Genomic DNA, 22,363 nt, shown 5'->3' with positions numbered 1-22,363 from the left:
CACCCTCTAATTGGCGAGGTGTTTGATTACGAGATCCACGAACGCGCGGAGACGATGTAGCCGCCGGAGATCGCGGTGATAGCCCATCCATATCCCGCGATGCGGCGGATCTTCGCTCAGGTCGAGCCTGCGAATGGTACCAAGCTGATCCCCGACAGGTCGCGGCAGTACAGCGATGCCCAAACCGATCCCGCACATCTGGGCGTGGACGTTACGGTTGTTCGACTGCAATACGACACCAGCGTTTGGAAAACGATTTTTTAGCCAGTCGATATCAGGAAATGTCCCGGTCGATGTATCCATTGCGATCAGACGGTTCCCCGTGCCGTCGCCTTCGATCGGATCGGCACTTGCATGAGCCACATAGACGCCATATCGCATGTGCGTCAACCGTCTTTGCACAATATCGGGCCCTTCGAATGGAACAATACGGAAGGCAACGTCCGCTTCACGCTGCGCGAGGTTGAACAAGCGTGTTCCCGTAAGGACCTCGATCTCCACATGCGGATACTCGCACGAGTATTCAGCAATCACTGGCGGCAGCACATAGGCACCAAACCAGTCGGCCGATGACACCCTGAGCGTTCCTTCCAGCTGTTGCTGTTCACCAGCCAGCCGGCGCTCCATGGTCAGCGCGCTGTCCTCCATCTGCTCGGCGAGGGGCAGGATCGCGGTGCCTTCCTCCGTCAGCACGAAGCCTTCCGCTGTTCGCTGGAAGAGCACCTGTCCCGTGGCCTCTTCCAGCGCGCGAAGCCGTCGTCCAATGGTCGGATGGCTAAGGTGCAACAGTCGTGCAGCCGCACCCAACGTTCCAGTGCGCGCTATTGCAAGGAAGATCCGGACATCGCTCCACTCCATACTCGCCATCCCACAAAAATGAACGAAAAGTGTTCATTATATTGAATTGCCGAACAATAGTGAATGCGCGAAACTTCGCTCCGTCCTGTGTCGAAACGCCCTCGTGGCTAGCCTGACTGGCGTTTTAGATTCCGGGCCGGGACAGCTCGGGGAAACGGGCAAAAGGGAGTGGGCATGTCGCAACTTGCATCACAGACCGTGTATGTCACCTACGAGGGTGCGCCAGGCGACCGCTTTGATCGGAGCTACTACGTCGACCGTCACCTGCCTTTCGTGATGCAGGCATGGCAGCGCTACGGCCTTGAGAGCGTCGCGGCCTTCTTTCCGCCGTTGACGCATGCCGGCACCCTTGTGATTTGTGAATGCCGCTTTCGGGACGAGGCGGCTATCGCCACAGCCTTCGGATCTCCGGAAACCCGGGAGGTCATGGCCGACGTTCCGAGTTTCACCGACCTTGCACCAACACGCTTGCGCATCACTCCGCCCTGAGCGGGTCATTTCCATATCGGCGCTACGCGCCTCCCACTTGCAAGAATTGGAGAAAGATCTTGGCCTTCTGGAAAAATGCTGCCCCCCGCACCGTGCGTCGCGGACATATGTGGATTTCGGGCGATCGTGTCGAACGAGACGGAGAAACCTACCAATGCGGGCCGCTTTTCGTTGAGTGGGAAGCCCCAGAGCAGGTCACGCGCCCGTGGCCGATTGTGCTTGTGCATGGCGGTGGCTATCAGGGAACCGAGTGGTTTGACACGCCGGACGGCCGTCCAGGCTGGGCACAACGGCTGGTGGAAGCAGGCTACGCGGTTCTCGTGGTCGATCGTCCTGGACAAGGACGATCGCCGTACCACGTCGAGACGATGGGGCCGATGGGACCGGGGTTCTCCTATGAACATGGGCGCGATATCTACTTCCCGACAAAATATGAAGGTCAACACACACAATGGCCTTTTTCACGGGACGACGAGACTGCGATGGACGAGTTCATCGCTGGCTATGGCCCGCTTCCCGCAGACCTCGCGTTCTCTGAGGACATGGAGGCGGACAGGATCGCCAGGCTGCTGGACAGGATTGGCACAGCGATCCTTCTGACGCATTCAGCGTCGGGACCACTCGGTTGGCTAGCGGCAGATCGTCGACCCGGGCTGGTCAAGGCGATCGTAGCCGTTGAGCCGATGGGCCCCCCGTTTGCGGATATTCCCAATATCGGGTCACTTACGTGGGGCCTCGCGGCGATGCCGCTGAACTGGGAGCCGGCCGTCGCCACGCCTGAAGAGCTGTGTGCGGCTGTTCCAGGCACACACCGGCTGCCTGCGCTCGCCGGTTTGCCCATCGTCGCCGTCACTGCCGAAGCCTCAGCCTTCGCCGCCGCCAGTCGACCCGCTGTTGAGCAACTGAAGGCGGCTGGCAGCCGGGCGGAAGTGTTGCATCTTCCCGACCACGGTGTGTTCGGAAACGGCCACGGGCTCATCTACGAGAAGAACTCGGATGACGCACTGGCGCCGGTGTTGAAGTGGCTGATCGAGAACACAGAAACACCCAACTGAGCGAGAGGAAGATTGCGATATCAATGACGGCAAGCGGGCGGATGATCCGACCAGGGCTGTTCAAGTCATGCTGCGTGCCATCGATAGCGGTGAACCGCCATTGGACCTGCTCTTGCGCCCCGTCGCCATGCCTATTTACCAGGGAACTCAAATGGAAATTGGAATCATCGGTTTAGGGGCGATGGGCCGGGAAATCTCCCGCAATCTGGTCTCCGCCGGTCACGTCGTCACCGCCTGGAACCGTTCAGGTGGGAATGTCGAAGGTGTACGCATGGTAGAGACGGCTGCGCAAACGTTGCAGGCGGACATGGCCTTGACGATGCTGTCCGACGACTCGGCAATCCGCAACGTCCTGCTCGACGCGAATCTGCTGTCCCAGGTACGGCCGGGTCTGGTGCATGTCGTGGCATCGACAATCTCCGTGGCGTTCGCGCAGGAACTGGTGGAGACTCATCGCGCGGCAGGTGTCGCTTATGTGGCGGCTCCAGTGCTCGGACGGCCGGATGTCGCCGCCAGAGGTGAACTCAACGTCCTCGCCGCCGGCGCGCCCGGCGCGCTGGAAAAAGTTAAACCAGCGCTGGAAGCCATCAGCAAACAGGTTTGGGACATGGGCGATGAGCCGCCCACGGCCTATGCTGCCAAGATCGCCTGCAACATGATGATCACGATGGCAATTGAGGCGATGGCGGAAGCCGTAGTTCTAACAGAGACGAACGGACTTTCGCGAGAGCGCTTCTTCGAATTGATCCTGGGTACGCTGTTCGGCAGCCGTCCGTATCAGACCTATTCCGGCAATATCATCCGGAACGAATACCAACCCGGCTTCAAGGCAACGCTTGGGCTAAAGGATCTTCGTCTGGCGAAGGAGGCCGCCACCGATGCGGCTCGCGTACTGCCGATGCTTGATGTCGTTCACGGCCAGATGCGGGAAGTCGTGAACGCGGGTTTCGGTGATCGTGACTGGTCCGCAATTGCGAAGTTCACAATAGATCACAGCTAGCGGGGTAACGTAAATCCCTTTTATGAGTGGCATCCATTGCAGGGTGGCAGCGGTAAAGGCCGCCCGTACAGTGCCTGTGCTAACACTCGGCCCGGACTACTACGTGCCAATGAAGAGTTTCCGCAGAAACCGCTCGAGCGCAAGTTGGTTCAAGGAATTCGGTGAAGAGCCGTCACCCTAATGGCGATTGGCATGTGCTGAGCGACCGCTTTGGGGAAGACTCAAAAGCAGATTCGGGTCGCGTTCTGCCGGTCGCAGCTTTCCCAACTTCGACATGCGCATGCCCTTTGCATGAGGCCGTGCACGGCCAGTTTCCATCGTTGATTCTGCACCAAAACTGGAAACCGGAACGCGCCCTCGATGCTCATTACGCTATTGGCACCTCGTGCGTAGATTGCAGCGAAAGCAGAAGTCAATACCGACGCACGGGCGCTGCGCTTTACTCAGGGAGTAAGTAGCGTAGGGAAAATCACCCGCTTGAACTGCTCAATGGGCAGCGGGCTGCGATCGACCTTCATGCGCATCATGGCACCCTCCCACGACGCTAACAGAAAGGTTGCTACATCGCCTGCATCGAGATCAGGGCGTATCTCGCCTGCGGCCTGGCCAGCGCGGACAACGTCGGCGAACGACGCCGTGAGCGAGTCGCAGACCTGTACCAGATGCTCGCGCAGCAGTTCGCTGTGCTCCGGCATTTCCAGACTCAGGTTTCCGACCAGGCAGCCATACCGCCAGCCGGCGGCTTCCAGCCACTCCGTAATCGCATCGAAGTAAGCGCGTAACCGCGCAACCGCCGGACGCCGCTGATCGCGCAGCGTCGCATCCATGATCGCCTGGGTGCGCTCGTGGTAGCGATCGAGGACGGCTATTCCGAAGGCTTCCTTGGACCGGAAGTGGTTGGTGAAGCAGCCCTGCGGCACACCTGCGTCGGCCGTGATCTCGCGCACGCCTGCACCGGCGAAGCCGCGCTCGTGAAGTGTTCTGACGCCGGACTCGACGATTTTCTCCCGCAACGATGGTCGTGCCATGAGGGTCTGCCGTACAATGAGAAATAAATACAGGTGTACGTATTCTATTGTAAGCGGGGCTTCGCGTCACCTATTACCGAGCCCACTTTATCCAGGAGAAGAACGATGAGCCACACCGAGTACACGCGAGCCGCCTTCGAGGCAGCCAGTCAGGCGCTTGAAGACGAAGCGCCTGTATGCATGGTCAACCTGGTCCGGTATCGCGCCGAGGCGGACTATGGAGGTAAAACAGAGCTTCCCGCCTGCTCGGGCCGGGAAGCGTATTTCCAACGCTACGCGCCGGCTTTCGCTCAGGTCGCTACCGGCGAGGAATACGCGGTCGTCTGGGTCGGAAACGTGCGTGGGGTGCTGGTGGGTACCGACAGTGAAGCGTGGGATGACATCGTGATCGTCCGTTATTCGAGCTTCACGGCATTGCGCCGGATTCTCGAAAGCCCCGCCTATGAACAGCATGCTGCGCCGCATCGACGCGCGGCGCTTGCAGACTGGAAGTTCATCGTCACGACTCAGCCCGAACTACCACGATAGAACCACTTGTCTTCGCGCATTGCAGCCTTGAGACCAGCCACCACCGGACGCCTGTCACGGATCGGCGTAATGACGCCGGGGATGATCGCCGTAATGGCGCCAGTTTGAAGTGGAGTAAAACGCGGATTCGAACGGGCTCAAGGACGCGTTTTTTAGCCGATTTCGCAAGCCGCGTCTGCTCGGGTTCGGGCATTGGTCTGGGCGCCCGGAAACTGTCACCATCGAGCACGATGCGACAGGCGCCGTGTCGTAGGCGATCGAGTGTCGCCCTCGGCGCCGACGTGCATTGAAGGAAAAGTAGCAGCAGTTCGAGTAAAAGTAGAACCGGCATTTCGAACCGTGCAGTGAAGCGAAAGTAGGTTTTGGAAGTAAAGAGAAGCAGCCTTGGCGAAAGCGGTCCACATCGCCCACCCAGACGGTCGTCACGTCCGTTCCGTTCGAACCCTATTCACCGCCGCGTGCGAGAGCTGCGGAAACTTTTCGCTCGATCCGTCATCACTACGTTGCGGTTCTGGCGGTGGAACCGCTCTGTTCGTTTTTCTTTCCCGCCGCTCATTGCGCCGGGCTTCCGCACGCTTCACGACTTCTTCCAGAGATTGCACGTGTTCAGGCGTAGCACGACCAAAGCGCCTGCTATAACAGTGTGCGATAAATTCCGAGAGGGGGCGCTTCCACGGCTCCTGCTGCCCGTTAGCCAGTGACCCGAATTTTCGGGGATTCAATCCCAGTTCGCGCGCCATCTGGATATGAGCATGGCTCAATCTGAAACGCTGCCTCGCTTCAAACCACGGCTGAAGTTTCGATGGTATCGGCATCAGTGCTCACCTCTGCGCCAGCTTGCGGCGGTCAACCGCTCCACCGCCGCGTAATAACGCGCCTGCGAAGTCGCAGCATCGTCGTTCTGATCGGTCTTCAAAATATCAAACAGATGCTCCGCGACGACTGAGCCGATCGCGTGAACCGCGTCGTGTCGCGTAAGTCCTTCGTTCCCGAGGCGATCCATCGCCCGGACCACGGGCTCAAGGTTCAGGGCGATCTGGTTTTCGACGATCGCGTGTAGCGCGGCGTGTGCCGCGACGTTGGGAAGCTTGATGCGGGCAACGCGGTGATACGTTTCGACGAGAGCAATTCGCTCCTGCTCATCGAGTTCGAGCCATGATTCAGGTGCGGGCGCGCACCCGGGGTTGTACTCTTCCATGATGCAAGTCCTCTACTGAGTCCTGCCTATCGCCAAACTGCCGTCCACAACGGCGTTGCGCTTCAGTCCAGTCATCGGCGGCATAACGAACACGCGCCCCACACTACCGGGAGCGACCCGTTGACTACAACACGCCGGGCCGCGGGCCGTGCGGGAACCGTCAATTCCGTGACCAAAATGCATCGCGACGTCATGCCGACAGATGCTGCGCCAGCACCGTGGCGACGAACGAGCGACCCGGAAGGGTCGCAAACTGCGCCCTCAGACGCCTGTTGAGCTCGTCGCGTTCCATGCCGGTGGCAACGGCCGCATCCGCCAGCGCACCATAGGCATCCAGCACATCGCTCCCCGTGATTTCGTACCCAAAGCCTGCGGCCATCCAGTGCAACGCCGCCGTACCACAGGCCACCGCGAATGCAGGCTTGCGCTGCGCGAAATCCCGTGTGGCCCGCGTCAGGGTTCGCGGGTCAGTGGGACCGCTCATCGCGAGCGACGCCGCAAGATCGAACAGGCCCGCGTCCTTCGCGGCGGCGAACCATTTCTCCTCGGCGCCGGGACTGCTCGCGACCAGGTCGTGGAGGATGCTGTCGGGACTCCTGTCCGGATATTTTTTCGCGATGGCACGGAATGTCGCGAGATGCGTGGCGGCCTGATTGGCCTCGATCGCGTAGCGGCGATATGCCTCGTCCATCATGCCCGACGACAGAAGGATCGCTTCGCATTTGCGGGCGATTGCGGCAGTGGGCGCATTCAGTCCCCTCGACGCTTCCGCGTAACGCAGTGCTTCAGCCGAACGATTTAATGCGATCAGTGCGTCCACTCCGTACTGACGATACCCCCACCAGTTCAGGCGCGCGCCATTCACGAGAGCGAGCAGTTCCTCATGGCGCCCGGCGGCATTCAGCGCGCCGAGGCAGGCGGTGGTACCCACGAAATGCTCGCCCAGACCTTCAGCGCCCATCACACGCGCTGTCACCGGCAACAACCGGTCTGCCCATGCCGACGCGATGGCGGGCGACGTACACAGATCACCCCAGCGATCGCCCAGCTGTTCGATATACGGCATCGGGTCGTCCTGGAGCGCGTCAAACAGGCGTTCCAGCCAGCGCGTCCGTACCGGAGCAGGTACGTCCACCCCGGCGATGACCGGCACAAGGGCATCGATTGCGCGATTCACGGCAGTACCCATTGCGCCAGAAGAGCTGTCTACGTGCTCGAGTGCCGGCGAAAGCTTTTCGAGCAAAGCGACCGCGCCGTTCGCGGCGAGAACAGGTTCTGCGCGAGCGATCTGCCGGATTTCGATCAGGGCCTCCTTCAGACGCTGGATCGGCAATGCGGATTTCCAGCCGAAGGCGCCACGCCGGAACCGCGTGGCGAAAACCCATTTGTGAGAGGTTGTACGTGTCATGCTCCGGGGCACCTGCTCAGCGCGTCTTCATGTAGGCCGCGTACAGCGCCGCGTTCAGCGCCTGCAGTTCGCGCCGGGTTTCCAGCAGTTCGTGATGCCGGCCCTGACGCTCCAGGCTGAGCAGTTCGAGCATCACCTTCGTCGCCCGCTCGGGAGCATTCCGTCGCGAAGGCTCTGCCTGTTTGAACAGGGGCGCGAGGCCGGCCTTTGCCGTAAGTACCCACGCCGGAAACCATGCCAGATCGCCAATGTCGCCGGCGCCGTCGAACGACGTATCGAAGGCACGCCGCAACGTATTGACGCACGCGTCGCCAAGCCGGCTCGAAAGCTGGTCGAACCGGGATGGCGAAAGCCACGCAAGTTCCACCAGCAACGGCCACGCCGCGTCCAGGCCATCGAGCCGGTAGCGTGCCTCCGCCATCCAGCAAAGCGGCGCTGGAATCCGTCGCCAGGACGCGACGCGCGATACCGCATCGGAGGCCTCGGCCCACCGCGCAGCCAGCAGGAAGAGCGGCGCCGCGTGCGCATCCGCGTGGTCCGCACGGAAAGGCAGCGCAGCGGCGCGCCCGGCCAGTTCTGCCCAGAGCGGTGCGAGCCAGGTCGCCCCGCTCTGACCCGGGAACACGCGCGCGACTGCGGACTGGACTTCGTGAGATAGCGACTGGCGAGCCTGCAGGGCAGGCTTCGTGACGGTCAAACGGTACCGTCAATCGACCCTCGAGCGCATTGACGATCGACCCGAAATACACCTGGGCGACATCGTCCGGATACTCGTTTGCAAGGGTCTGCAGCGCGCGCCGCGCGCCTGCGGCATCGTACTGCTGCAACATTGACAGCACGTCATTGCGCAGCATCACGTCGCGGCTGTCGTTGAAAATGTCGAGCTGCATCCGTCGGATTCAGAACAGTTGGCTGGTCAGGCTGACGAGATTAATCCATCTGACCGTGCTTCTCAATTTTCTGCGGTGCTCATCGACTGACTCGACGATTGCGCGCCGACCGCTCGCGTCGGCGACCGCACGCACCGTGTCATGCTCTGGCTCCCATCTTGTACAGCTCGCCGAACCGCTAAAGAGATGTATTTCCGCACACAGATTGCCATAGTAGCAAGCAGTCAGTCTCTGAATGATTGTTGATGCTTAACCGGGCGTGATGCAATCATGATGGTGACCCTGTCACGACAGTTGGCCGTCTGAACCGTCAGCGCCCTCTTCCGGCCGATGTTGGGCCTCCCATGCACGTCGGGTTCTGGCCAGTTCTTCGGCGAGGAGTTTTTCATCCGGCAGGACCATATGGTACTCAGCCGCCAGCACCTTGTTTGGCAACCCTTCCAATGCATAACGCGCCACCGCGGCATTCGTTCGCGCACACAGGATCAGCCCAACGGGTGGGTTCTCTCCTGGCAGCGTCCAGTGCTCGCGCGCGTAATTACAGTACATGTGCATCTGACCCACGTCGGCGTGATTGAGCTCGGTGAGCTTGAGATCGACGATAACCAGGCATCGCAGACGCCGGTGAAAGAACAGAAGATCGACCCGGAACCAGCTTTCACCAATCCGAAGGCGACGCTGGCGGCCTACGAACGTAAAATCGCCACCCAGCTCAAGAAGAAAGTCTTCGAGCCGATGGACCAATGCCTCCTCCAGTTGACTTTCTGAATACTCGTCCTTGATATCCAGGAACTCAAGAACATAAGGATCCTTGATGGCCTCCTCTGCGGTCACAAGGTCGCCCGGTTGCGCCTTGCCCGCCTTCTGTAGCATCGCCGGCCTGTTCTTCGACAGCATCGCACGGGTGTGAAACTGGCTGCTAATCTGCCGATCCAGTTGTCGCACGCTCCACCCGCCACGAAGCGCTTCGGCTTCGTAAAACGTTCTTTCTTCAATTGACCGGGTCCGCCGCATGAGGTGGATGTAATGCGTCCAGGACAGCTGGAATGTGGTCGCCAGCTGGTCGAGATCGAAATTCCGGATCGCCGATTCGGAATTTCCCGGGTGGCCTGCGGGCGTAGATTTCCGAATCAGTGATTCGGAAATCGCGGCTGGCGGGTAGGTCTGGTAAAACATCCTCATCAATTCCAGGTTGTCTACCCCAAACCCCCGCCCGAAGCGGGCTGTCAGGTCGACCGACAACCGCTCTAAAAGGGCCTGACCGTAGGCCGCACGCCCCTCCCCGCCCTGACTGAATTCGACAATACGACGACCAATCTCCCAGTAGGTCGCCGTCATCAGTGCGTTGACACTTCGGGCCGCAGCACGACGACCGTGTTCCAGAAGCGCCACGATGTCGCCGTGTATGCCACTGTAATCGGCGCCGCTTAATGCGATATCAGTCATTGGTCCTGTCAGCAGGTAGTTTCAGCGTTAATGAGTTCACGGTGGACATTGGCTACCATGGTGCTGCGCTGTCCGCACTCAGTCCATCGATGAAAATCCATGTTGGCAACCCATCGGCTCGAAATCGCCCACTCGGGCCCTTAGCGCCACGTTGCCGATCCTTCCGATGCATATGAAGTGGGACCGGCATTGCGACCAGCGCCCGGCTGCGGTCGACGGGTCGACGCATGTTAACCGCCCGCCGGGGCCAGCATCGAACCCGTACACCTCTTCGTCCCACAGCGGCAGGCATAGTCGGCGATCAGTTCGGGAGTAATCGCGTCATCGATAGTCAGTCCATAGGCGATAAAAAGCTCATCGCCGGGCCTCACATCTCTGAGCGCCTCGATGAAGACCCGCCCCCGCCCGTCCTCGATCGCCTCGCAGTTCGGCTGGCAGGAGTGGTTCAGCCAGCGGGCGCTGTTGCCGCCGACGCTGCCGTCGATCACGCGCCCGTCAGCCAGTCCGAAAATGAAGGTGTGGCCGGGCACGCCGGAGCGCCGGTACCGCGCCGAGGCCCGCCGCCACGACGTCACCTCCCCGCGGTATTCGAGGATCCGCTCGCCGGCAGGAATCGCCTGTAGCGCAAACACGCCTCGCCCATGAACCGATGATTTTCTGACCGTCACGCGTCGCACTTCGTCACTCACGGATCTGTTGAAGGCCTGGAGCATAGCGGGCAGCGCGCGGCGCGGCAACCGGGACGGTCGCCTCAGAACAGCCGGGTCTGCCTGGGATCGCGTGGCGGGGGTCGGGATACGTCAGTCCGGCTGGTTTGCCGGCGTTTACCGCTCCTGGCTCCGACCCGCTGCAGTCGTGCCAGCATCAGGCATTCGACTGCGCCATCGCTGAAGCGCAATTCGAACACGCCGGTTGCGCCGGAGGGGCACGGTGCGGTTGCGCGAAACGTCAGGCGCAGCCCTCGTCGTTTCGCGCGGGCGATCATCTGCGTGCGACTTATGCCCTGCCAGCAATCCGACATGAAGCGCGTGACGGTCCCGGGCAGGGACTCATGCGCGACGCCCTGTGGAAGCGTCAGTCCAGCGAGCAGGTAGATATCAGCCATGCAGCCCGTTTCCTCGGGGGAGTCACTCTGCGTTTATACCGCTTTCCTGCGACGCGTTGCCGGTTTGGCCGTCGGCACGGCGCGGGACGAACGGGTAGAACGTGATGTCTTCCGGACTGCGGCAGGGACACCCGACTGCCTGGCTTCCCGCGCTCGCGTTTCCGCTTCCCGCAGCGTCATTATCTCCGCCTGCAGCCGCAGGTTCTCCGCCCGAACAGCATCCAGCCGCCCCTGCAGCACGCCCGCCTGATGACGCGCGTCGCCCAGTTGCGCCTGCATGGCTTCCAATGCACGACGCTGGTCGTCGTCCTTCCGGTCCGCCCGGCGTGTGGCGTCGCCGAGCTCCTTCTGCAGCTTCGTTACAGCATTTCGCTCGCGGTCAATCTCCAGCAGGGCGCGCTTCTCTGACGCACGGAGCCGATCTTCCGCACGTTCAGCCGCTTCGCGCTGCTTTTCCAGATCGCGCGAAAACCCTTCCCTGACCTCCACCAGTTCGCGGTCGCGCGCGGCCAGCGCCGCGCCGATCCGCTCAAGTTCAGCTGCCAGCGCCTGCCGCTGCGCATGACCTTCGGCCTGCGCCCTGTCCAGATCCCGCACCTCGACCTGCGTGGCCAGCAACGCGGCGGTGCGCTGCTCGAGCGCGCTTTCGGTGCGAGCCAGTTCGTCGCGGGCGGCAACGACCGACTGCTGCGCCTCGGCCCGCTGCAGTTCGACTTCGCTACGCAGCGCATCGAGCGTGGCCCCGGCTGACGCGGTGGCCCGCGTCCAGAGGGCAGATACCAGTTCGCCGGCGGCCGCACCGAGCTCGGCGGGCAGGTCCGGATGGTCGATGCGCACCCGGCTCTTCTCGCGCAGGTCCGCCCAGAACTCGCCGAGCACGGCGGTCGGCGTGCCCATGCTGCCGCGCCTGACGAGCTGGTACAGACGGTTCGCGGTCGGCGTGATGCCGTGACGGAAGAACAGCAGCGCGCAGACCTCGCGATACAGCTCGCGGGTCTTCGGGAACGCCATCTTCAGGCGCTCGATGTCGGCGGCCAGCGCCGCGTCGGAGGACAGGACGTCACTCATGAGGATCTTCATCGGCAGATTTTGTACAATATTACTACGTAAACCGGTAATTTCATAACGCCATCTTCTCACAATTTTGACATTAATCCTATAATGTTGAAATTCATCGCACGGAGTGCGACACTCGCCGCATGACACTCGCAACCCGGCCCGCACCGGTCCCCGACGCCCATGAAAACCGCCGTGATCGCACCGCGCCCTCTGGATGCGCTCGAACTGCCCGCCGAACTTGATGGCCGCGACGGCACCAATCGCGCGCGCGGACACGCGCAGATCGCCGCCCGCGATGACCTGAATGCGGTGCGCGCGTGGCTCGCACGCGTCGCCGACAAGCAGACCACGTTCGAGAACTACCGCAAGGAAGCCGAACGGCTGCTGCTGTGGGCGATCGTCCAGCTCGGCAAGCCATTGTCGTCGCTGACACACGAGGACCTGCTGCTGTTCCGGCAATTCCTCAAGGACCCGCAGCCGCACGCGCGCTGGATCGCCGACGGCGGCCGCAAGCACCCGCGCGATGACCCGCGCTGGCGGCCGTTCTACAGGACACTCCGGCCGAGCAGCCAGTACCAGGCGATGGTGATCATCAACGCCCTGTTCGCGTGGCTGGTCGAAGCCGGCTATCTGGCGGGCAACCCGCTGTCGCTGTCCCGTCAGCGCGCCCGCCGCTCAAAGCCCCGCATCACACGCTATCTCGACCGCGAGCTGTGGAACGAAGTGAAGCTCCATATCGACAGTCTGCCGAAAGACTCGCCGCGCGAGCGCGAGCGCTACCTGCGCGCGAGGTGGCTGTTTACGCTGTTCTACCTCGGCGGGCTGCGCATCTCGGAAGTCAGCGGCAACACGATGGGCGGCTTCTTCTGCCGGCGCGACGCGGATGGCCACGAGCGCTGGTGGCTCGAAGTGACCGGCAAGGGCGACAAGGAAGGGCTGGTGCCCGCCTCTACGGAAATGATGGTGGAACTGGGACGCTACCGGCGCGAGCGCGGCCTGTCCGCCCTGCCCTCCCGGCATGAACAGACGCCGCTCGTGCTGCCGCTGGGCAAATCCATGAAGCCGCTGACGCGCGCCGCACTGCACACGATCGTCAAGGGCATCTTCGCCGGCGCGGCGGAGCGGCTCCGGCTGCGCGGCGACGCCTTCGCGGGACAGGCGGATCTGCTCGAACAGGCCTCCGCTCACTGGCTGCGCCACACGGCGGGCTCCCACATGGCCGACGGCGGCACCGATCTGCGGACGGTACGCGACAATCTGCGACATGCCTCACTGACGAGCACCAACCCCTACCTGCACACGCCCGATGAACAGCGTCATCGTGAAACCGAGGAAAAACACCGCATCGACTGGTAGCAGTCGCCGCCTGACGCGGTCCGCGATTCACGCGCGGCGCGGATCAACGCCTCACAGCCCTGATGTCCGTGGGCAGACTGACACCCGACCGTATCGTATGCGAGAATCCGGTCGACGCGCGATAGCGATGCCTCCTGACCGCCCATGGAAACCGCTGACGTTAAACCGCAGGTACTCGCCAACCGTCGTGGCGTGGCGTTTGGCCTCGTGCGCCAGAACAACACGACCGAATGCGTGATCACAATTGCGGCACTGGAGACCCATTTCTGGCTTGAACCAGGGGCCAGTGAGACCCGGATCGCGACGACATTCCGGAACGGGTATGGCCGCATCCGGGCAATCGCCGAGCGCAGGCTGCTCGCCCATCCGGCAGCGCATCTCGTACTGACGGCCGAGGATTTTGCTCGCCCCTGACCGCAGGCTGCCGGCATATGCCCCGAATCGTTTCCTGCGGCGACCACTGCTGCGTCAGATCAGCGACAACCGAAGCGAAGGCTTTTGCTTCGTCAACCGGGTCATGCAACGATGCAGTGATCCCATTGCACCGACGACCTGACTGGCGATATCGTCATGATGGAGATCATCGCGGGCGCGGTGATCGTCAACGTCTATTGCATCCAGCCGACCCTGTCAAGTAGCAGCGTGAATTTGCGGCCGGAGATCTGCGGCTGCCGTTATCCAACATTCGTCAACGGCATGCAGCCTGATGTGGAGCAGTTTGAGTTGCTTTGAAGGTGCCGGTGTTTTAGCCGCCACCCTTCGACATACAATGCTCCCCAGAAGCATCTGCTGGTATTCGGGCTGGGTGAAGGACTGCATATCTCGATCTGCGTGAACAACCGCGCAGAGAACAGCCAGCACCGACGCGCGAACGCGAGCGCCGCATGCGCGGCTTTCGCGATCTGAAACGCGCACACAAGTTTCTCCCGTGGTTCGGGCAGAACCGGCGACATTCGCGCTCAAGCGGCATCTGTTGCCGTAGAACGCATTAAAGATGTCAACGTTGCGGCTATAAAGTCGTCAACTGGGCACTTCCTGCGCCCCGATAGGGCGGGGAGCCATACCCAGTATGGGTTTGCCGGATGTGAAATAAAGTCGTCACTTCTCTCTTGAGATGCGCCCTTCGACGCACGGCCGCTGAGTGATCAAAGAATGTTGCGGCACGACGTGTGCCGACTGCATCGGGCAGCACGCGGCCAGTTCCGGGCAGTCGACCGGCGAAAGAATCGGACATTCGAAGGTCCACTGCACGCAGCTAAGCGACGTTCAGTCCATGATTTTGTTCGTTGGGTCAATTGCCGCTATCGATGCCTTGGCGCTCGCCTGGCGGAAGACAGCTGTTAGTCGCGCGAGGACGTTAGCGTGACCGTATTAAGGTGACCAATAAGGGCATCGATGAAGGCGCGGAACTTTCCTGACATGCGGCGGCGTGTCGGATACAGCGCGTAAAGCTCGATGGGTTCGCGTCTCAATGAGGTAAGTACCCGCACTAACGTGCCTGCCTGCGACTTCCACATACTCAGTTCGACCCAACTGATTGACTATTGGTAAGCGGTAAATTAAGCACACATCGCCGGACATTCCGTTACCGGGTAACATCATTACAAGCGTCAGTTACCGGGTAACGAGAGTGGAGAGTGTGAGATGGCATTGACGACGGCACAACGGCAAGCTGCCTATCGGGCAAGGAGAGCCACAGCGGGCGAGAGCGGCAACGGGGATCGGCGGCTCGACATGTGGATGAGTACGGAAGCCGACCTTGCCCTGGCTCGCCTGGCACGACGCTATGCGATGACCAAGCGTCAGATGCTGGAACGATTGATCACGCGGGCGGACGACGCGATCGTGCGCCGGCTTGAGCCCTCCTCGCCGCAGTGGGATGCGTATTTCATCGCCGAACGATAGTGTCACCGCCCGAAGTTACCGGGTAACTTCGGATGGGGTGCGAGCGATCTGCCGTTGAAACGCTCAGGGAGGCATCGCCGCGCTTTTCTGTTTGGCGAAGTTGAATGGCAGCAGGTCGGTGGCGTCGGCATCCGATGCGCGCTGCGGCAACTCGGTCAGAACGTGCAGCAGGTATTCATAGGGCTCGACGCCGCAGGCGCGACACGTCAGCAGCAGGCTATACACCATTGCGCTTGCCTTAGCGCCAGCGACAGTGTCGGCGAAGAGCCATGACTTCCTGCCTGTACAGAATGGCCTGATGTCCCGTTCGATGACGTTGTTATCGATTGGGGCCCGACCGTCCATCGCATAACGGCTTAGGTACGGCCATTGATTGCGGCAGTAGCTGATTGCCTTGCCCAGCAGGCTTTCGGGCAGTACCTTCGGCGCCAGTTCGTCCAGCCACGCCTTGAAGGAGTTCAGCAACGGCACGCTATGCTGCTGTCGAAGGCGGCACGTGTAGCCGACGCGCGTCTCGCCGTCAGGCAGTTCGCCTTTGGCGAGCGCCTCGACCTGATACAACGCCTGGAAGTACTCGAGCGCTTTGGCCACGCGGGGGCTGGGCTTGTTCTTCTGCCCCTTGAGGGCGTCGGTGAATGCTCTCCTCGCGTGAGCCATGCATCCGAAGTGCGTGGCCTTCCTGAGCGTGCGCCAGGCGCTATAGCCATCGGTCATCAACATGCCCTGGTAGTCGCCCAGGAATTCCTTCGGGTATTGCTGGCCCCGGCCAGGCTGATATTGAAACAGCACGACCGGTTCGGCACTGTCTTCGGCGCTGCGGTAGCACCACATGTAGCTCTTGCTCTGCGCGGATTTGCCGGGCTCCTTGAGCACCTGAACCGTCGTTTCGTCACCGTGGATCAAGCCCTGCGACAGCAGCGTTCTGTGCAGCGCTTCATACAGCCGGCTGTAGTGCAGTTCACTGGGGCGGATGATCCAGTTTGCCAGCGTGCCACGGCTGACCGGTGCGTTCGAGCGCGCAAGCACATCGGCCATGCGGTACAGCGGCGTGCCGTCAACGAATTTGCCCGCAGTGACGGTGGCGATCATCGCCGCGCTGGCATGGCTGCCCGGCAGCGGTTGGGCGGGCATGGGTGCAAGCACGACCGGCGTGCGTTCGGCATGAGTGTCGCAATGCCGACACGCGTATTTGAAACGTGCATTCTGGCGAACCGTGACCTTCACTTCGATATGCAGTTGCTCGCTCACGTCCTCGCCGATGCGATGCAGTGCGTTGCCGCAACACGAGCAAACCTTCTGATCTTCCGGCAGATCGTATTCAACGCGCTCGCGCGGCAGATCCGCTGGAAGCGGCCTGCGACCGCGTTTGCCCGGCGCAGGGGCGCCTGTATCAGGTAGTCCCGTATCGGGCAGTTCGGGAAGATCGTCGTCTTCCTCAGCCGGCTCCGTTGCGGCAATCTGTTCGGCGTCGTTGAACACGCGGTCCTTGCGCTTCTCGCTCTTCGGGGCGAAACGCTGGGCCAACGCAAGACGGTACTGCTCTTCGAGCGTATCCAGGCGCCTGGTTAATTCCGCAATCTGCGCGTCGCGCTCGGCGATGCGCTGCGCATCAGCCGCTGCACGCGCTTCGAGCTCGTCGATGTAGGCCTTGGTGGCCTTGGGCAGTCGGGACGGATCGGGGATGGTCATGCGCTCCACCATAGCGAAGCGCGAGGCCCGATGGGTTTACGTGAATTTGTAACCGTCGCCCCCGCCGTTGTTTACCGGCAACAAGGTCAGGCTCGCTTCAGTCCACGTGAAGGTACTGCCGCTTGGGATGGCGGCGAACGGCGTCGATGTCGATGCCCTCGAGCAGCCAATGAAGCTGCTCCGTCGTCAGCTCGACCACGGCCTGCTGACGGCGAGGCCAGACGAAATGGTCCGCCTCGAGCCGTTTCAACATGAGCCAGAAGCCGGAGCGATCGTAAAGCAGGAGCTTTACACGGTTGCGCTTGCGGTTATGGAATGCGTACACGGCGCGCGCCAGCGGATCGAGCTGCATCGACTGCTCAACCAGCGTGACCAGGCTATTGATCCCGGCCCGGAAGTCGATTGGCTCACGGTGCAGGTAGATCCGCAGGTCCGCGTCGAAGCGGAACATCAGCGCGCTCCCAACGCTTCGATCATCGCCTTCACGAGAGCACCATCGTGGGCGCCGCATTCGAGTTGTAGCGTCACGCCGTTGGGCAACTGCGTCGACAGTCGGGCCGGTGTCGCGGGCTTTGCCGATTCGTATCTCCTGGCCGGCTCCCGCACTGCCACGGCCTCGCGGTTCACGCGCACCGGCGCCGCCTCGTTGACCGTGACGACCGGCACGAACGCCGACGACGGCAAAGGCGCAACGGCCACCGTCGCTGCGGCAGCATTCTCGCGTTCGCGCAACTGAATCCACTTATGCAGTTGGTTCGCGTTCACACCCGCCTTCAACGCCAGTCCGGCAATTGACGCACCAGGCTGCAGGCAGGCGTCAATCAACCTGCGCTTGCCCTCGGCGTCAAACTTCCTCTTGCCTGCCGCAGTCACGCCGGTCACCCGCAGCGGAAAGAAATCAACTTCGTTCTCTGTCATCGGTTGCGTCCGCAAGTTGTAGTTGCGGACGCAAGCCTGCGCTCGTTCAGCTTGGAATTCTAGGTGCGTTTAAATTCGCGCTTACGACTATTGTTGTTGGATTCATCGCTAGCTTCAGCTTTAAAGATCGGAGGCCCGCGCCACTGCAAGCGTGTCGATGTCCCGGATCTTCGTCACTTTGCCATTTCGAACGGTAATGGCGAAGACCCAATCGTCCTCGAATGTCCTATTCGTGGCTTTGACTCTGCCCGTGGCGAAGCCGACGACCAGAACCCGGTCGCCCTGCGCTACGAATTCGGGGGTGTCTGGTTATGACGTTTTCCACCATTTCGGAAGCCTTCCGAAGCAAATCCGCCAATCCCGCGTGTCTGCGGTGTGTGCCGGCCAGCGGCCACTCGCCCGGAATGATCCACTCAATGTCTTCGGCAGAAATCGCCAGCAGACCTTGCTTATCGCCGCGGCCCATTGCTGCAAAAAAATCCTTCACAATCTGGACATTCTCATGCGCGCTCATCGAAATAAACCCGTGACTGGAGCAAGGGAGGGAACGATCGCGCCCCTGAAGTCGGACGGTCTCTACTCCCTTGATCTGCCGCAGGGTATTCAGGCCAAGCCGCAGCGTGTAGCTCCCACGCTCTTCGGCACGATTTCATGGGGTCGAAAAGCCGCCGTCGATAAACAACTCAACTGGAATGGGCTGATGAGAACGACGTGAGAGATGACTTGCTCCCAATGGGGGTTGTGGACCTGCCGGTGACGACGTGGCGTCGGTGATTCAGCCGATCTCGACGTTCAAGGCGATATCCCAGGTGCCGGCGCCGTTTTTCGCCAGGCCGATCATCATCAGACCGAGCGCCTCGAGCGTCGAGGCCATGTGCAGGCCACCGACATCCAACGGACGCAGTCCGAGACTCTCGATGACGGTCGAGACGCGCGCCTTGGCCTCCGCATCGTCGGCTGCGATGAACGCGTCGAGGCGTCCGTTCCTGGCAAGGACGTGACCAAAGACGGTGTTGAACGCCTTTACGACGTGCGCGGTGGCGGGAAGACCCTTGGCGATCTCCTGCGCGCCGGAACTGCCGTGCGGGGTGACGAGGCCGGAAAGGTCCGGGGCGACGGGATTGGTGATGTCGATGACCACCTTGCCTTCGAGCGCGTCTCCGTAATCGGCCACTACCGCCGCCGCACTGCCGTACGGCACGGCGAGGATGACGATATCGCCTGTCGGCGCGGCGGCGTAAGTCCCCGTGGTCGCTCCCGCTGAGAGCTTGTCGGCCAGCGCCCGCGCTTTGGCTGGGTCGCGGCTCAGAACCTCGACGGTATGTCCTGCCTTGGCGATACGGCCGGCGACCGCCGTGGCCATGCCTCCTGCGCCAATGATGCTAATAGTGCTCATGTCAAATATCCTTCTGAGTTGGGGTATGCCCGTAATCTGTACGAGCCTTTCGCCAATAATGTTTTCCGCGTGCGCCGAGCCACTTGCGTCACCCTCCTACCGCTCCGGGAGGATAGTGTCCTGCTCGGGCTCGGCGCGATGCGGGAGTCCCTGCCGTCCGCCTAGCTCAGCTGGCAGGGAAGTAGTGGCCATTGTCCATATCGGCAAACAGGCCGGGCTGCGTTGGTGTCCAGCCGAGCGTCTCGCGCGTGATGGCATTCGACGCCGGGGTATCCAGCGTGACCAGATTCGCAAGGAACCCGAAATACCCCGGCAGCATCAGCACGTCCGCGGGAATGGGCACGGTGGGCAGCTTCAAGCGACTGCCGATGGCCTCGGCGATCTCGCGGTACGGAATGCTCCCGTCTGCAACCGCGTGCCAGCTTCTGCCGGCGGCGCCCTTCTCAAGCGCCAGGCGGAACACGGTGGCGAGGTCGCGGGTGTGCACGGCGGCCCACCTGTTCGCACCGTCTCCGGGGTAACCGACGACGCCCTTTTCCTTCGCCAGCCCGATCAGCAGCGGAAGGAAGCCGGCATTATCGGTCGTGCTGTGCATGATTTCAGGGATCCGAACGACCGAAGACCGCACGCCTTTTTCGGCAAGGCCGATTACAGTGGTTTCCACGATGTTACGAACCCGCAAGGTGTACTTGTATGGATCGCCGCCGGGAAGAGGCGGATCCTCCTCGGTGGCCGGCCGACCCAGGTTTTCCCAGCCGGGCGAGCCGATGCTTCCCGATGAGACCAGCGGCTTTCCGGTTCCGGCCAGCGCCTCGCCGTATGCGAGCATGATCTGAAGCTCCGCATCGGCCACGGCGTTGATCCCGCCGACCGGAATCAGATCTTGCCGGTGTGCGACATGGATGACACCGTCGGAGGCGGCGGCCGCTTCTTTAAGACCGTCAAGATCCTCGAGGCTACCGGGACGCGCCTTCGCACCGAGTGCGGACACCGCAGCCGCCGCCTTGTCTGAACGAGCCAGGGCGGTGACCTCATGGCCGGCGGCGATGAGGTCGGAGATGATGTACGGACCGGAATGGCCGGTCCCGCCAGTGACGAATACGTGCATGTTAGGGATCCTGTTGATGATGTGATGCGAGAAGTTCTGCGAGTGCGCTCAGCCGGGAAGGCTGGCGCCGAGTGTGAAGGTGACGGGTTTTGTAAAATTAATGGGCAGGTTACTCATGACTTTGGGTATGACGGCCGGGTGCTTTGCTACCGGCTCCCTGCCGTCAGCTTGTCAGCCGGCAGGGAAGTAATGACCGTTGTCCAGGTCCGCGATCAGGCCGGGCTGAGCGGGCTCCCAGCCGAGGACCTGGCGCGTGATCGCGTTGGACGCCGCGAGGTCCAGCGTCACCACCGCCGTCAGGAGCCCGAAATAGCCTGGCAGCATCAGTTCGTCAGCGGGAATGCTCACGGCGGGCAGGCCCAGGCGGCCGGCAATGGCCTCCGCTATCTCGCGGAACCGGATACCCTCGTCGCCGACCGCGTGCCAGGTCCTGCCGGCAGGTCCTTTTTCGAGCGCCAGGCGGAACAAGGAGGCCAGATCGCTGGTGTGCACCGCGGGCCACCGGTTTTCGCCGTCGCCGGGATAGCCGACGAAGCCCTTCGTTTTCGCGAGCCCGATCAGTTGCAGGCGTCCGGTCGAACTATGTACCAAGGTAGGAATTCGCACGACCGAAGACCGCACGCCCTTCTCTGCGAGCCCGACTACAGCAGTCTCCACGATGTTGCGAGCCACCAGCGTGCCCGCGTCCATGGGTCCACAAGGAAGGGCTGGGTCATCCTCGGTCGCCGGTCGGCCGAGGCTGGCTGGTGCGAGGAGCGGGCCTGCCCGCCCCAGGTTCGTGGGCGCGCCGATGCTCCCCGCCGCGACGAGTGGCTTTCCGGTGCCGGCCAACGCCTCGCCGAGCGCGAGCACGATCGACAGCTCCGAGTCGCCCAAGGCAGTGACCCCGCCGGACGAAAGCAGTTCGGCCCTGTACCCGAGGTGGATGACGCCGTCGGACTCCGCCGCCGCCGCCTTCAGACCGTCAAGGTCGGCAAGGTTTCCACGTCGTACCCTGGCGCCGAGCGCAGACGCCGCTGCCGCAGACGCGTCCGACCGCGCCAAGGCGACGACCTCATGCCCGGCGGCGATGAGGTCAGGAATGAGGTATGAACCGACATGGCCGGTCCCGCCAGTGACGAAAACCTGCATGTGAATGTTCCTTATGAGTAATGTGATGCGGGAAGCGGTGGTATCGGTGCACTCAGCCGAGAAGGCTGACGCCGATTGAGAACCTGGTGTGCTTGACGGAGTGCGTGAGGAGGCCCAGCGACAGCAGGCACGCGTGCTCCAGTGACCTCGCCATGGACAGCGGCCCGGTATCCATTGGACGCAGTCCGAGGCTCTCGATGAACGCCGAGACGCGTGCTTTCGCGTGCTCGTCGTCCCCGGCGATGAACACGTCCAACGGGTGGTCCGGGACGGGACCGGCCGCCAGGACGTGGGAGAACTGGGTGTTGAACGCCTTGACGACTTTCGCACCGGCAGGAGCGGCCCTGGTGATCTCCTTCGCGCCGAAACTGTCTCCAGGGGTCACGAAGCTCGTGTGGTCGGAGGCGACCGGATTGGTGATGTCGACAAGGACCTTGCCTGCCAGTTCTTCGCCGTACTGCTTCACCACGTCAAGAACGGCGGAGTAGGGAACCGCCAGGATGACAATGTCCCCGGCCGGGACGGCGCCGAACGTTCCTGTCGTCGCGCCGGCTCCGATCTGCCCGGCGAGCGCCCGCGCCTTGACGGCGTCGCGACTCATCACCTCGACGGTGTGTCCGGCCCTGGCGGCAAGGCCGCCGATCGCTGCGGCCATGCCGCCTGTGCCGATGATGCTGATAGTGCTCATGTGCAGCCTCCTGGTTTGTTGGGTGCTGCTCGTACTCCCGAACAACCATGCTAGACACATTGCTTGCAAAAAACAAGTAAACAACGGAATTTACTTGCGATATGCAAG

At 62.0% G+C, this 22,363-nt stretch carries 24 protein-coding genes and 2 pseudogenes; 9 read left to right on the top strand and 17 right to left on the bottom strand.

Going from position 1 to position 22,363, the window contains the following annotated elements:
• Positions 1-6: 6 nt before the first annotated feature.
• Positions 7-858: a LysR family transcriptional regulator gene (locus ACOCG7_RS06090; RefSeq protein ID WP_073432880.1), complete on the bottom strand. Its 852-nt coding sequence runs from the start codon at positions 856-858 to the stop codon at positions 7-9.
• 174 nt (positions 859-1,032) lie between these two features.
• On the opposite strand from ACOCG7_RS06090, the gene ACOCG7_RS06085 reads away from it, so the two are divergent.
• The 3 genes from ACOCG7_RS06085 to ACOCG7_RS06075 all read left to right on the top strand — a co-directional run bounded on the left by ACOCG7_RS06085 (position 1,033) and on the right by ACOCG7_RS06075 (position 3,402).
• Positions 1,033-1,347: an EthD family reductase gene (locus ACOCG7_RS06085; protein ID WP_073432873.1), complete on the top strand. Its 315-nt coding sequence runs from the start codon at positions 1,033-1,035 to the stop codon at positions 1,345-1,347.
• 59 nt (positions 1,348-1,406) lie between these two features.
• Positions 1,407-2,402 carry an alpha/beta hydrolase gene (locus tag ACOCG7_RS06080; RefSeq protein ID WP_200799538.1) on the top strand — a complete coding sequence of 332 codons (996 nt, stop codon included), beginning with the start codon at positions 1,407-1,409 and terminating at the stop codon, positions 2,400-2,402.
• A 127-nt stretch (positions 2,403-2,529) separates the two neighbouring features.
• Positions 2,530-3,402 carry an NAD(P)-dependent oxidoreductase gene (locus tag ACOCG7_RS06075; RefSeq protein WP_347143865.1) on the top strand — a complete coding sequence of 291 codons (873 nt, stop codon included), beginning with the start codon at positions 2,530-2,532 and terminating at the stop codon, positions 3,400-3,402.
• 443 nt (positions 3,403-3,845) lie between these two features.
• On the opposite strand, the gene ACOCG7_RS06070 is transcribed toward ACOCG7_RS06075, so the two are convergent.
• Positions 3,846-4,430, bottom strand: a complete 585-nt coding sequence (locus ACOCG7_RS06070) for a TetR/AcrR family transcriptional regulator (protein ID WP_347143861.1) — start codon at positions 4,428-4,430, stop codon at positions 3,846-3,848.
• Positions 4,431-4,535: 105 nt separating this feature from the next.
• Here ACOCG7_RS06070 and ACOCG7_RS06065 point away from each other — a divergent pair, with 105 nt between their 5' ends.
• Positions 4,536-4,958 (top strand): DUF1330 domain-containing protein, encoded by a 423-nt coding sequence (locus ACOCG7_RS06065; RefSeq protein ID WP_073432867.1) that lies wholly within the window; start codon positions 4,536-4,538, stop codon positions 4,956-4,958.
• An 814-nt stretch (positions 4,959-5,772) separates the two neighbouring features.
• Here the strand turns inward: ACOCG7_RS06065 and ACOCG7_RS06060 are convergent.
• The 7 genes from ACOCG7_RS06060 to ACOCG7_RS06030 form a co-directional block, all read right to left on the bottom strand.
• Positions 5,773-6,156: a hypothetical protein gene (locus ACOCG7_RS06060; RefSeq protein WP_347143860.1), complete on the bottom strand. Its 384-nt coding sequence runs from the start codon at positions 6,154-6,156 to the stop codon at positions 5,773-5,775.
• A gap of 190 nt (positions 6,157-6,346) precedes the next feature.
• Positions 6,347-7,564: a hypothetical protein gene (locus ACOCG7_RS06055; RefSeq protein WP_421377205.1), complete on the bottom strand. Its 1,218-nt coding sequence runs from the start codon at positions 7,562-7,564 to the stop codon at positions 6,347-6,349.
• Between the two features lie 16 nt (positions 7,565-7,580).
• The gene (locus ACOCG7_RS06050) at positions 7,581-8,261 is read right to left on the bottom strand and encodes a hypothetical protein (RefSeq protein ID WP_421377203.1); all 681 of its coding nucleotides are present in this window, start codon (positions 8,259-8,261) and stop codon (positions 7,581-7,583) included.
• 478 nt (positions 8,262-8,739) lie between these two features.
• On the bottom strand, positions 8,740-9,900 hold the full coding sequence (locus ACOCG7_RS06045) for a PDDEXK nuclease domain-containing protein (RefSeq protein ID WP_421377201.1): 1,161 nt from the start codon (positions 9,898-9,900) through the stop codon (positions 8,740-8,742).
• A gap of 230 nt (positions 9,901-10,130) precedes the next feature.
• The gene (locus ACOCG7_RS06040; protein WP_421377565.1) at positions 10,131-10,577 is read right to left on the bottom strand and encodes an SET domain-containing protein; all 447 of its coding nucleotides are present in this window, start codon (positions 10,575-10,577) and stop codon (positions 10,131-10,133) included.
• Positions 10,578-10,651: 74 nt separating this feature from the next.
• Complete coding sequence (locus ACOCG7_RS06035; RefSeq protein ID WP_421377199.1) at positions 10,652-11,005, bottom strand: hypothetical protein; 354 nt, start codon at positions 11,003-11,005, stop codon at positions 10,652-10,654.
• A gap of 33 nt (positions 11,006-11,038) precedes the next feature.
• Positions 11,039-12,073, bottom strand: coding sequence for a DNA-binding protein (locus tag ACOCG7_RS06030; RefSeq protein WP_421377197.1), 1,035 nt, complete (start codon positions 12,071-12,073; stop codon positions 11,039-11,041).
• Positions 12,074-12,244: 171 nt separating this feature from the next.
• Between ACOCG7_RS06030 and ACOCG7_RS06025 the strand changes: the two genes are divergently transcribed.
• The 5 genes and pseudogenes from ACOCG7_RS06025 (at position 12,245) to ACOCG7_RS06005 (ending at position 15,325) form a co-directional block, all read left to right on the top strand.
• Positions 12,245-13,420, top strand: a complete 1,176-nt coding sequence (locus ACOCG7_RS06025) for a tyrosine-type recombinase/integrase (protein ID WP_421377195.1) — start codon at positions 12,245-12,247, stop codon at positions 13,418-13,420.
• Positions 13,421-13,564: 144 nt separating this feature from the next.
• Positions 13,565-13,834 carry a DUF1488 family protein gene (locus ACOCG7_RS06020; protein WP_421377193.1) on the top strand — a complete coding sequence of 90 codons (270 nt, stop codon included), beginning with the start codon at positions 13,565-13,567 and terminating at the stop codon, positions 13,832-13,834.
• A gap of 156 nt (positions 13,835-13,990) precedes the next feature.
• Entirely contained in the window at positions 13,991-14,152 is a 162-nt protein-coding gene (locus ACOCG7_RS06015; RefSeq protein WP_421377191.1) for a hypothetical protein, read from the top strand.
• Positions 14,153-14,251: 99 nt separating this feature from the next.
• A pseudogene (locus tag ACOCG7_RS06010) lies at positions 14,252-14,396 on the top strand (IS6 family transposase); the annotation flags it as partial.
• Between the two features lie 668 nt (positions 14,397-15,064).
• Entirely contained in the window at positions 15,065-15,325 is a 261-nt protein-coding gene (locus ACOCG7_RS06005) for a hypothetical protein (protein ID WP_310127213.1), read from the top strand.
• 63 nt (positions 15,326-15,388) lie between these two features.
• On the opposite strand, the gene tnpC is transcribed toward ACOCG7_RS06005, so the two are convergent.
• The 8 genes and pseudogenes from tnpC to ACOCG7_RS05965 form a co-directional block, all read right to left on the bottom strand.
• Positions 15,389-17,014 carry an IS66 family transposase gene (tnpC, locus tag ACOCG7_RS06000; protein ID WP_421376146.1) on the bottom strand — a complete coding sequence of 542 codons (1,626 nt, stop codon included), beginning with the start codon at positions 17,012-17,014 and terminating at the stop codon, positions 15,389-15,391.
• Between the two features lie 97 nt (positions 17,015-17,111).
• Complete coding sequence (gene tnpB, locus ACOCG7_RS05995; protein ID WP_421376144.1) at positions 17,112-17,465, bottom strand: IS66 family insertion sequence element accessory protein TnpB; 354 nt, start codon at positions 17,463-17,465, stop codon at positions 17,112-17,114.
• Positions 17,465-17,932, bottom strand: coding sequence for an IS66-like element accessory protein TnpA (tnpA, locus tag ACOCG7_RS05990; protein ID WP_421376142.1), 468 nt, complete (start codon positions 17,930-17,932; stop codon positions 17,465-17,467). Before tnpA ends, tnpB begins: the two co-directional genes overlap by 1 nt.
• 120 nt (positions 17,933-18,052) lie before the next feature.
• Positions 18,053-18,446, bottom strand: a pseudogene (locus ACOCG7_RS05985) (nuclear transport factor 2 family protein).
• 261 nt (positions 18,447-18,707) lie between these two features.
• On the bottom strand, positions 18,708-19,328 hold the full coding sequence (locus tag ACOCG7_RS05980) for an NADPH-dependent F420 reductase (protein WP_421377189.1): 621 nt from the start codon (positions 19,326-19,328) through the stop codon (positions 18,708-18,710).
• A 166-nt stretch (positions 19,329-19,494) separates the two neighbouring features.
• Positions 19,495-20,436: an SDR family oxidoreductase gene (locus ACOCG7_RS05975; RefSeq protein ID WP_421377187.1), complete on the bottom strand. Its 942-nt coding sequence runs from the start codon at positions 20,434-20,436 to the stop codon at positions 19,495-19,497.
• A gap of 171 nt (positions 20,437-20,607) precedes the next feature.
• On the bottom strand, positions 20,608-21,567 hold the full coding sequence (locus ACOCG7_RS05970; RefSeq protein WP_421377185.1) for an SDR family oxidoreductase: 960 nt from the start codon (positions 21,565-21,567) through the stop codon (positions 20,608-20,610).
• 52 nt (positions 21,568-21,619) lie between these two features.
• Positions 21,620-22,255, bottom strand: a complete 636-nt coding sequence (locus tag ACOCG7_RS05965; protein WP_421377183.1) for an NADPH-dependent F420 reductase — start codon at positions 22,253-22,255, stop codon at positions 21,620-21,622.
• Positions 22,256-22,363 lie beyond the last annotated feature (108 nt).

The organism is Paraburkholderia sp. DD10 (assembly GCF_049177125.1).
In the GTDB taxonomy this organism is placed as follows: Bacteria; Pseudomonadota; Gammaproteobacteria; order Burkholderiales; family Burkholderiaceae; genus Paraburkholderia; species Paraburkholderia terricola.
This window is presented reverse-complemented; position numbering and strand designations above follow the sequence as displayed.

Bases quoted from the DNA above. Each gene is read 5' to 3' on its own strand.
- tnpA (WP_421376142.1), bottom strand. From the start codon at position 17,932: ATGACAGAGAACGAAGTTGATTTCTTTCCGCTGCGGGTGACCGGCGTG.
- ACOCG7_RS06070 (WP_347143861.1), bottom strand. From the start codon at position 4,430: ATGGCACGACCATCGTTGCGGGAGAAAATCGTCGAGTCCGGCGTCAGA.
- ACOCG7_RS06090 (WP_073432880.1), bottom strand. From the start codon at position 858: ATGGAGTGGAGCGATGTCCGGATCTTCCTTGCAATAGCGCGCACTGGA.
- ACOCG7_RS05980 (WP_421377189.1), bottom strand. From the start codon at position 19,328: ATGAGCACTATTAGCATCATTGGCGCAGGAGGCATGGCCACGGCGGTC.
- ACOCG7_RS06055 (WP_421377205.1), bottom strand. From the start codon at position 7,564: ATGACACGTACAACCTCTCACAAATGGGTTTTCGCCACGCGGTTCCGG.
- ACOCG7_RS06030 (WP_421377197.1), bottom strand. From the start codon at position 12,073: ATGAGTGACGTCCTGTCCTCCGACGCGGCGCTGGCCGCCGACATCGAG.
- tnpB (WP_421376144.1), bottom strand. From the start codon at position 17,465: ATGTTCCGCTTCGACGCGGACCTGCGGATCTACCTGCACCGTGAGCCA.
- ACOCG7_RS05975 (WP_421377187.1), bottom strand. From the start codon at position 20,436: ATGCACGTATTCGTCACTGGCGGGACCGGCCATTCCGGTCCGTACATC.
- ACOCG7_RS06005 (WP_310127213.1), top strand. From the start codon at position 15,065: ATGGCATTGACGACGGCACAACGGCAAGCTGCCTATCGGGCAAGGAGA.
- ACOCG7_RS06045 (WP_421377201.1), bottom strand. From the start codon at position 9,900: ATGACTGATATCGCATTAAGCGGCGCCGATTACAGTGGCATACACGGC.
- ACOCG7_RS06035 (WP_421377199.1), bottom strand. From the start codon at position 11,005: ATGGCTGATATCTACCTGCTCGCTGGACTGACGCTTCCACAGGGCGTC.
- tnpC (WP_421376146.1), bottom strand. From the start codon at position 17,014: ATGACCATCCCCGATCCGTCCCGACTGCCCAAGGCCACCAAGGCCTAC.
- ACOCG7_RS06015 (WP_421377191.1), top strand. From the start codon at position 13,991: ATGATGGAGATCATCGCGGGCGCGGTGATCGTCAACGTCTATTGCATC.
- ACOCG7_RS06060 (WP_347143860.1), bottom strand. From the start codon at position 6,156: ATGGAAGAGTACAACCCCGGGTGCGCGCCCGCACCTGAATCATGGCTC.
- ACOCG7_RS06075 (WP_347143865.1), top strand. From the start codon at position 2,530: ATGCCTATTTACCAGGGAACTCAAATGGAAATTGGAATCATCGGTTTA.
- ACOCG7_RS05965 (WP_421377183.1), bottom strand. From the start codon at position 22,255: ATGAGCACTATCAGCATCATCGGCACAGGCGGCATGGCCGCAGCGATC.
- ACOCG7_RS06025 (WP_421377195.1), top strand. From the start codon at position 12,245: ATGAAAACCGCCGTGATCGCACCGCGCCCTCTGGATGCGCTCGAACTG.
- ACOCG7_RS05970 (WP_421377185.1), bottom strand. From the start codon at position 21,567: ATGCAGGTTTTCGTCACTGGCGGGACCGGCCATGTCGGTTCATACCTC.
- ACOCG7_RS06065 (WP_073432867.1), top strand. From the start codon at position 4,536: ATGAGCCACACCGAGTACACGCGAGCCGCCTTCGAGGCAGCCAGTCAG.
- ACOCG7_RS06085 (WP_073432873.1), top strand. From the start codon at position 1,033: ATGTCGCAACTTGCATCACAGACCGTGTATGTCACCTACGAGGGTGCG.
- ACOCG7_RS06020 (WP_421377193.1), top strand. From the start codon at position 13,565: ATGGAAACCGCTGACGTTAAACCGCAGGTACTCGCCAACCGTCGTGGC.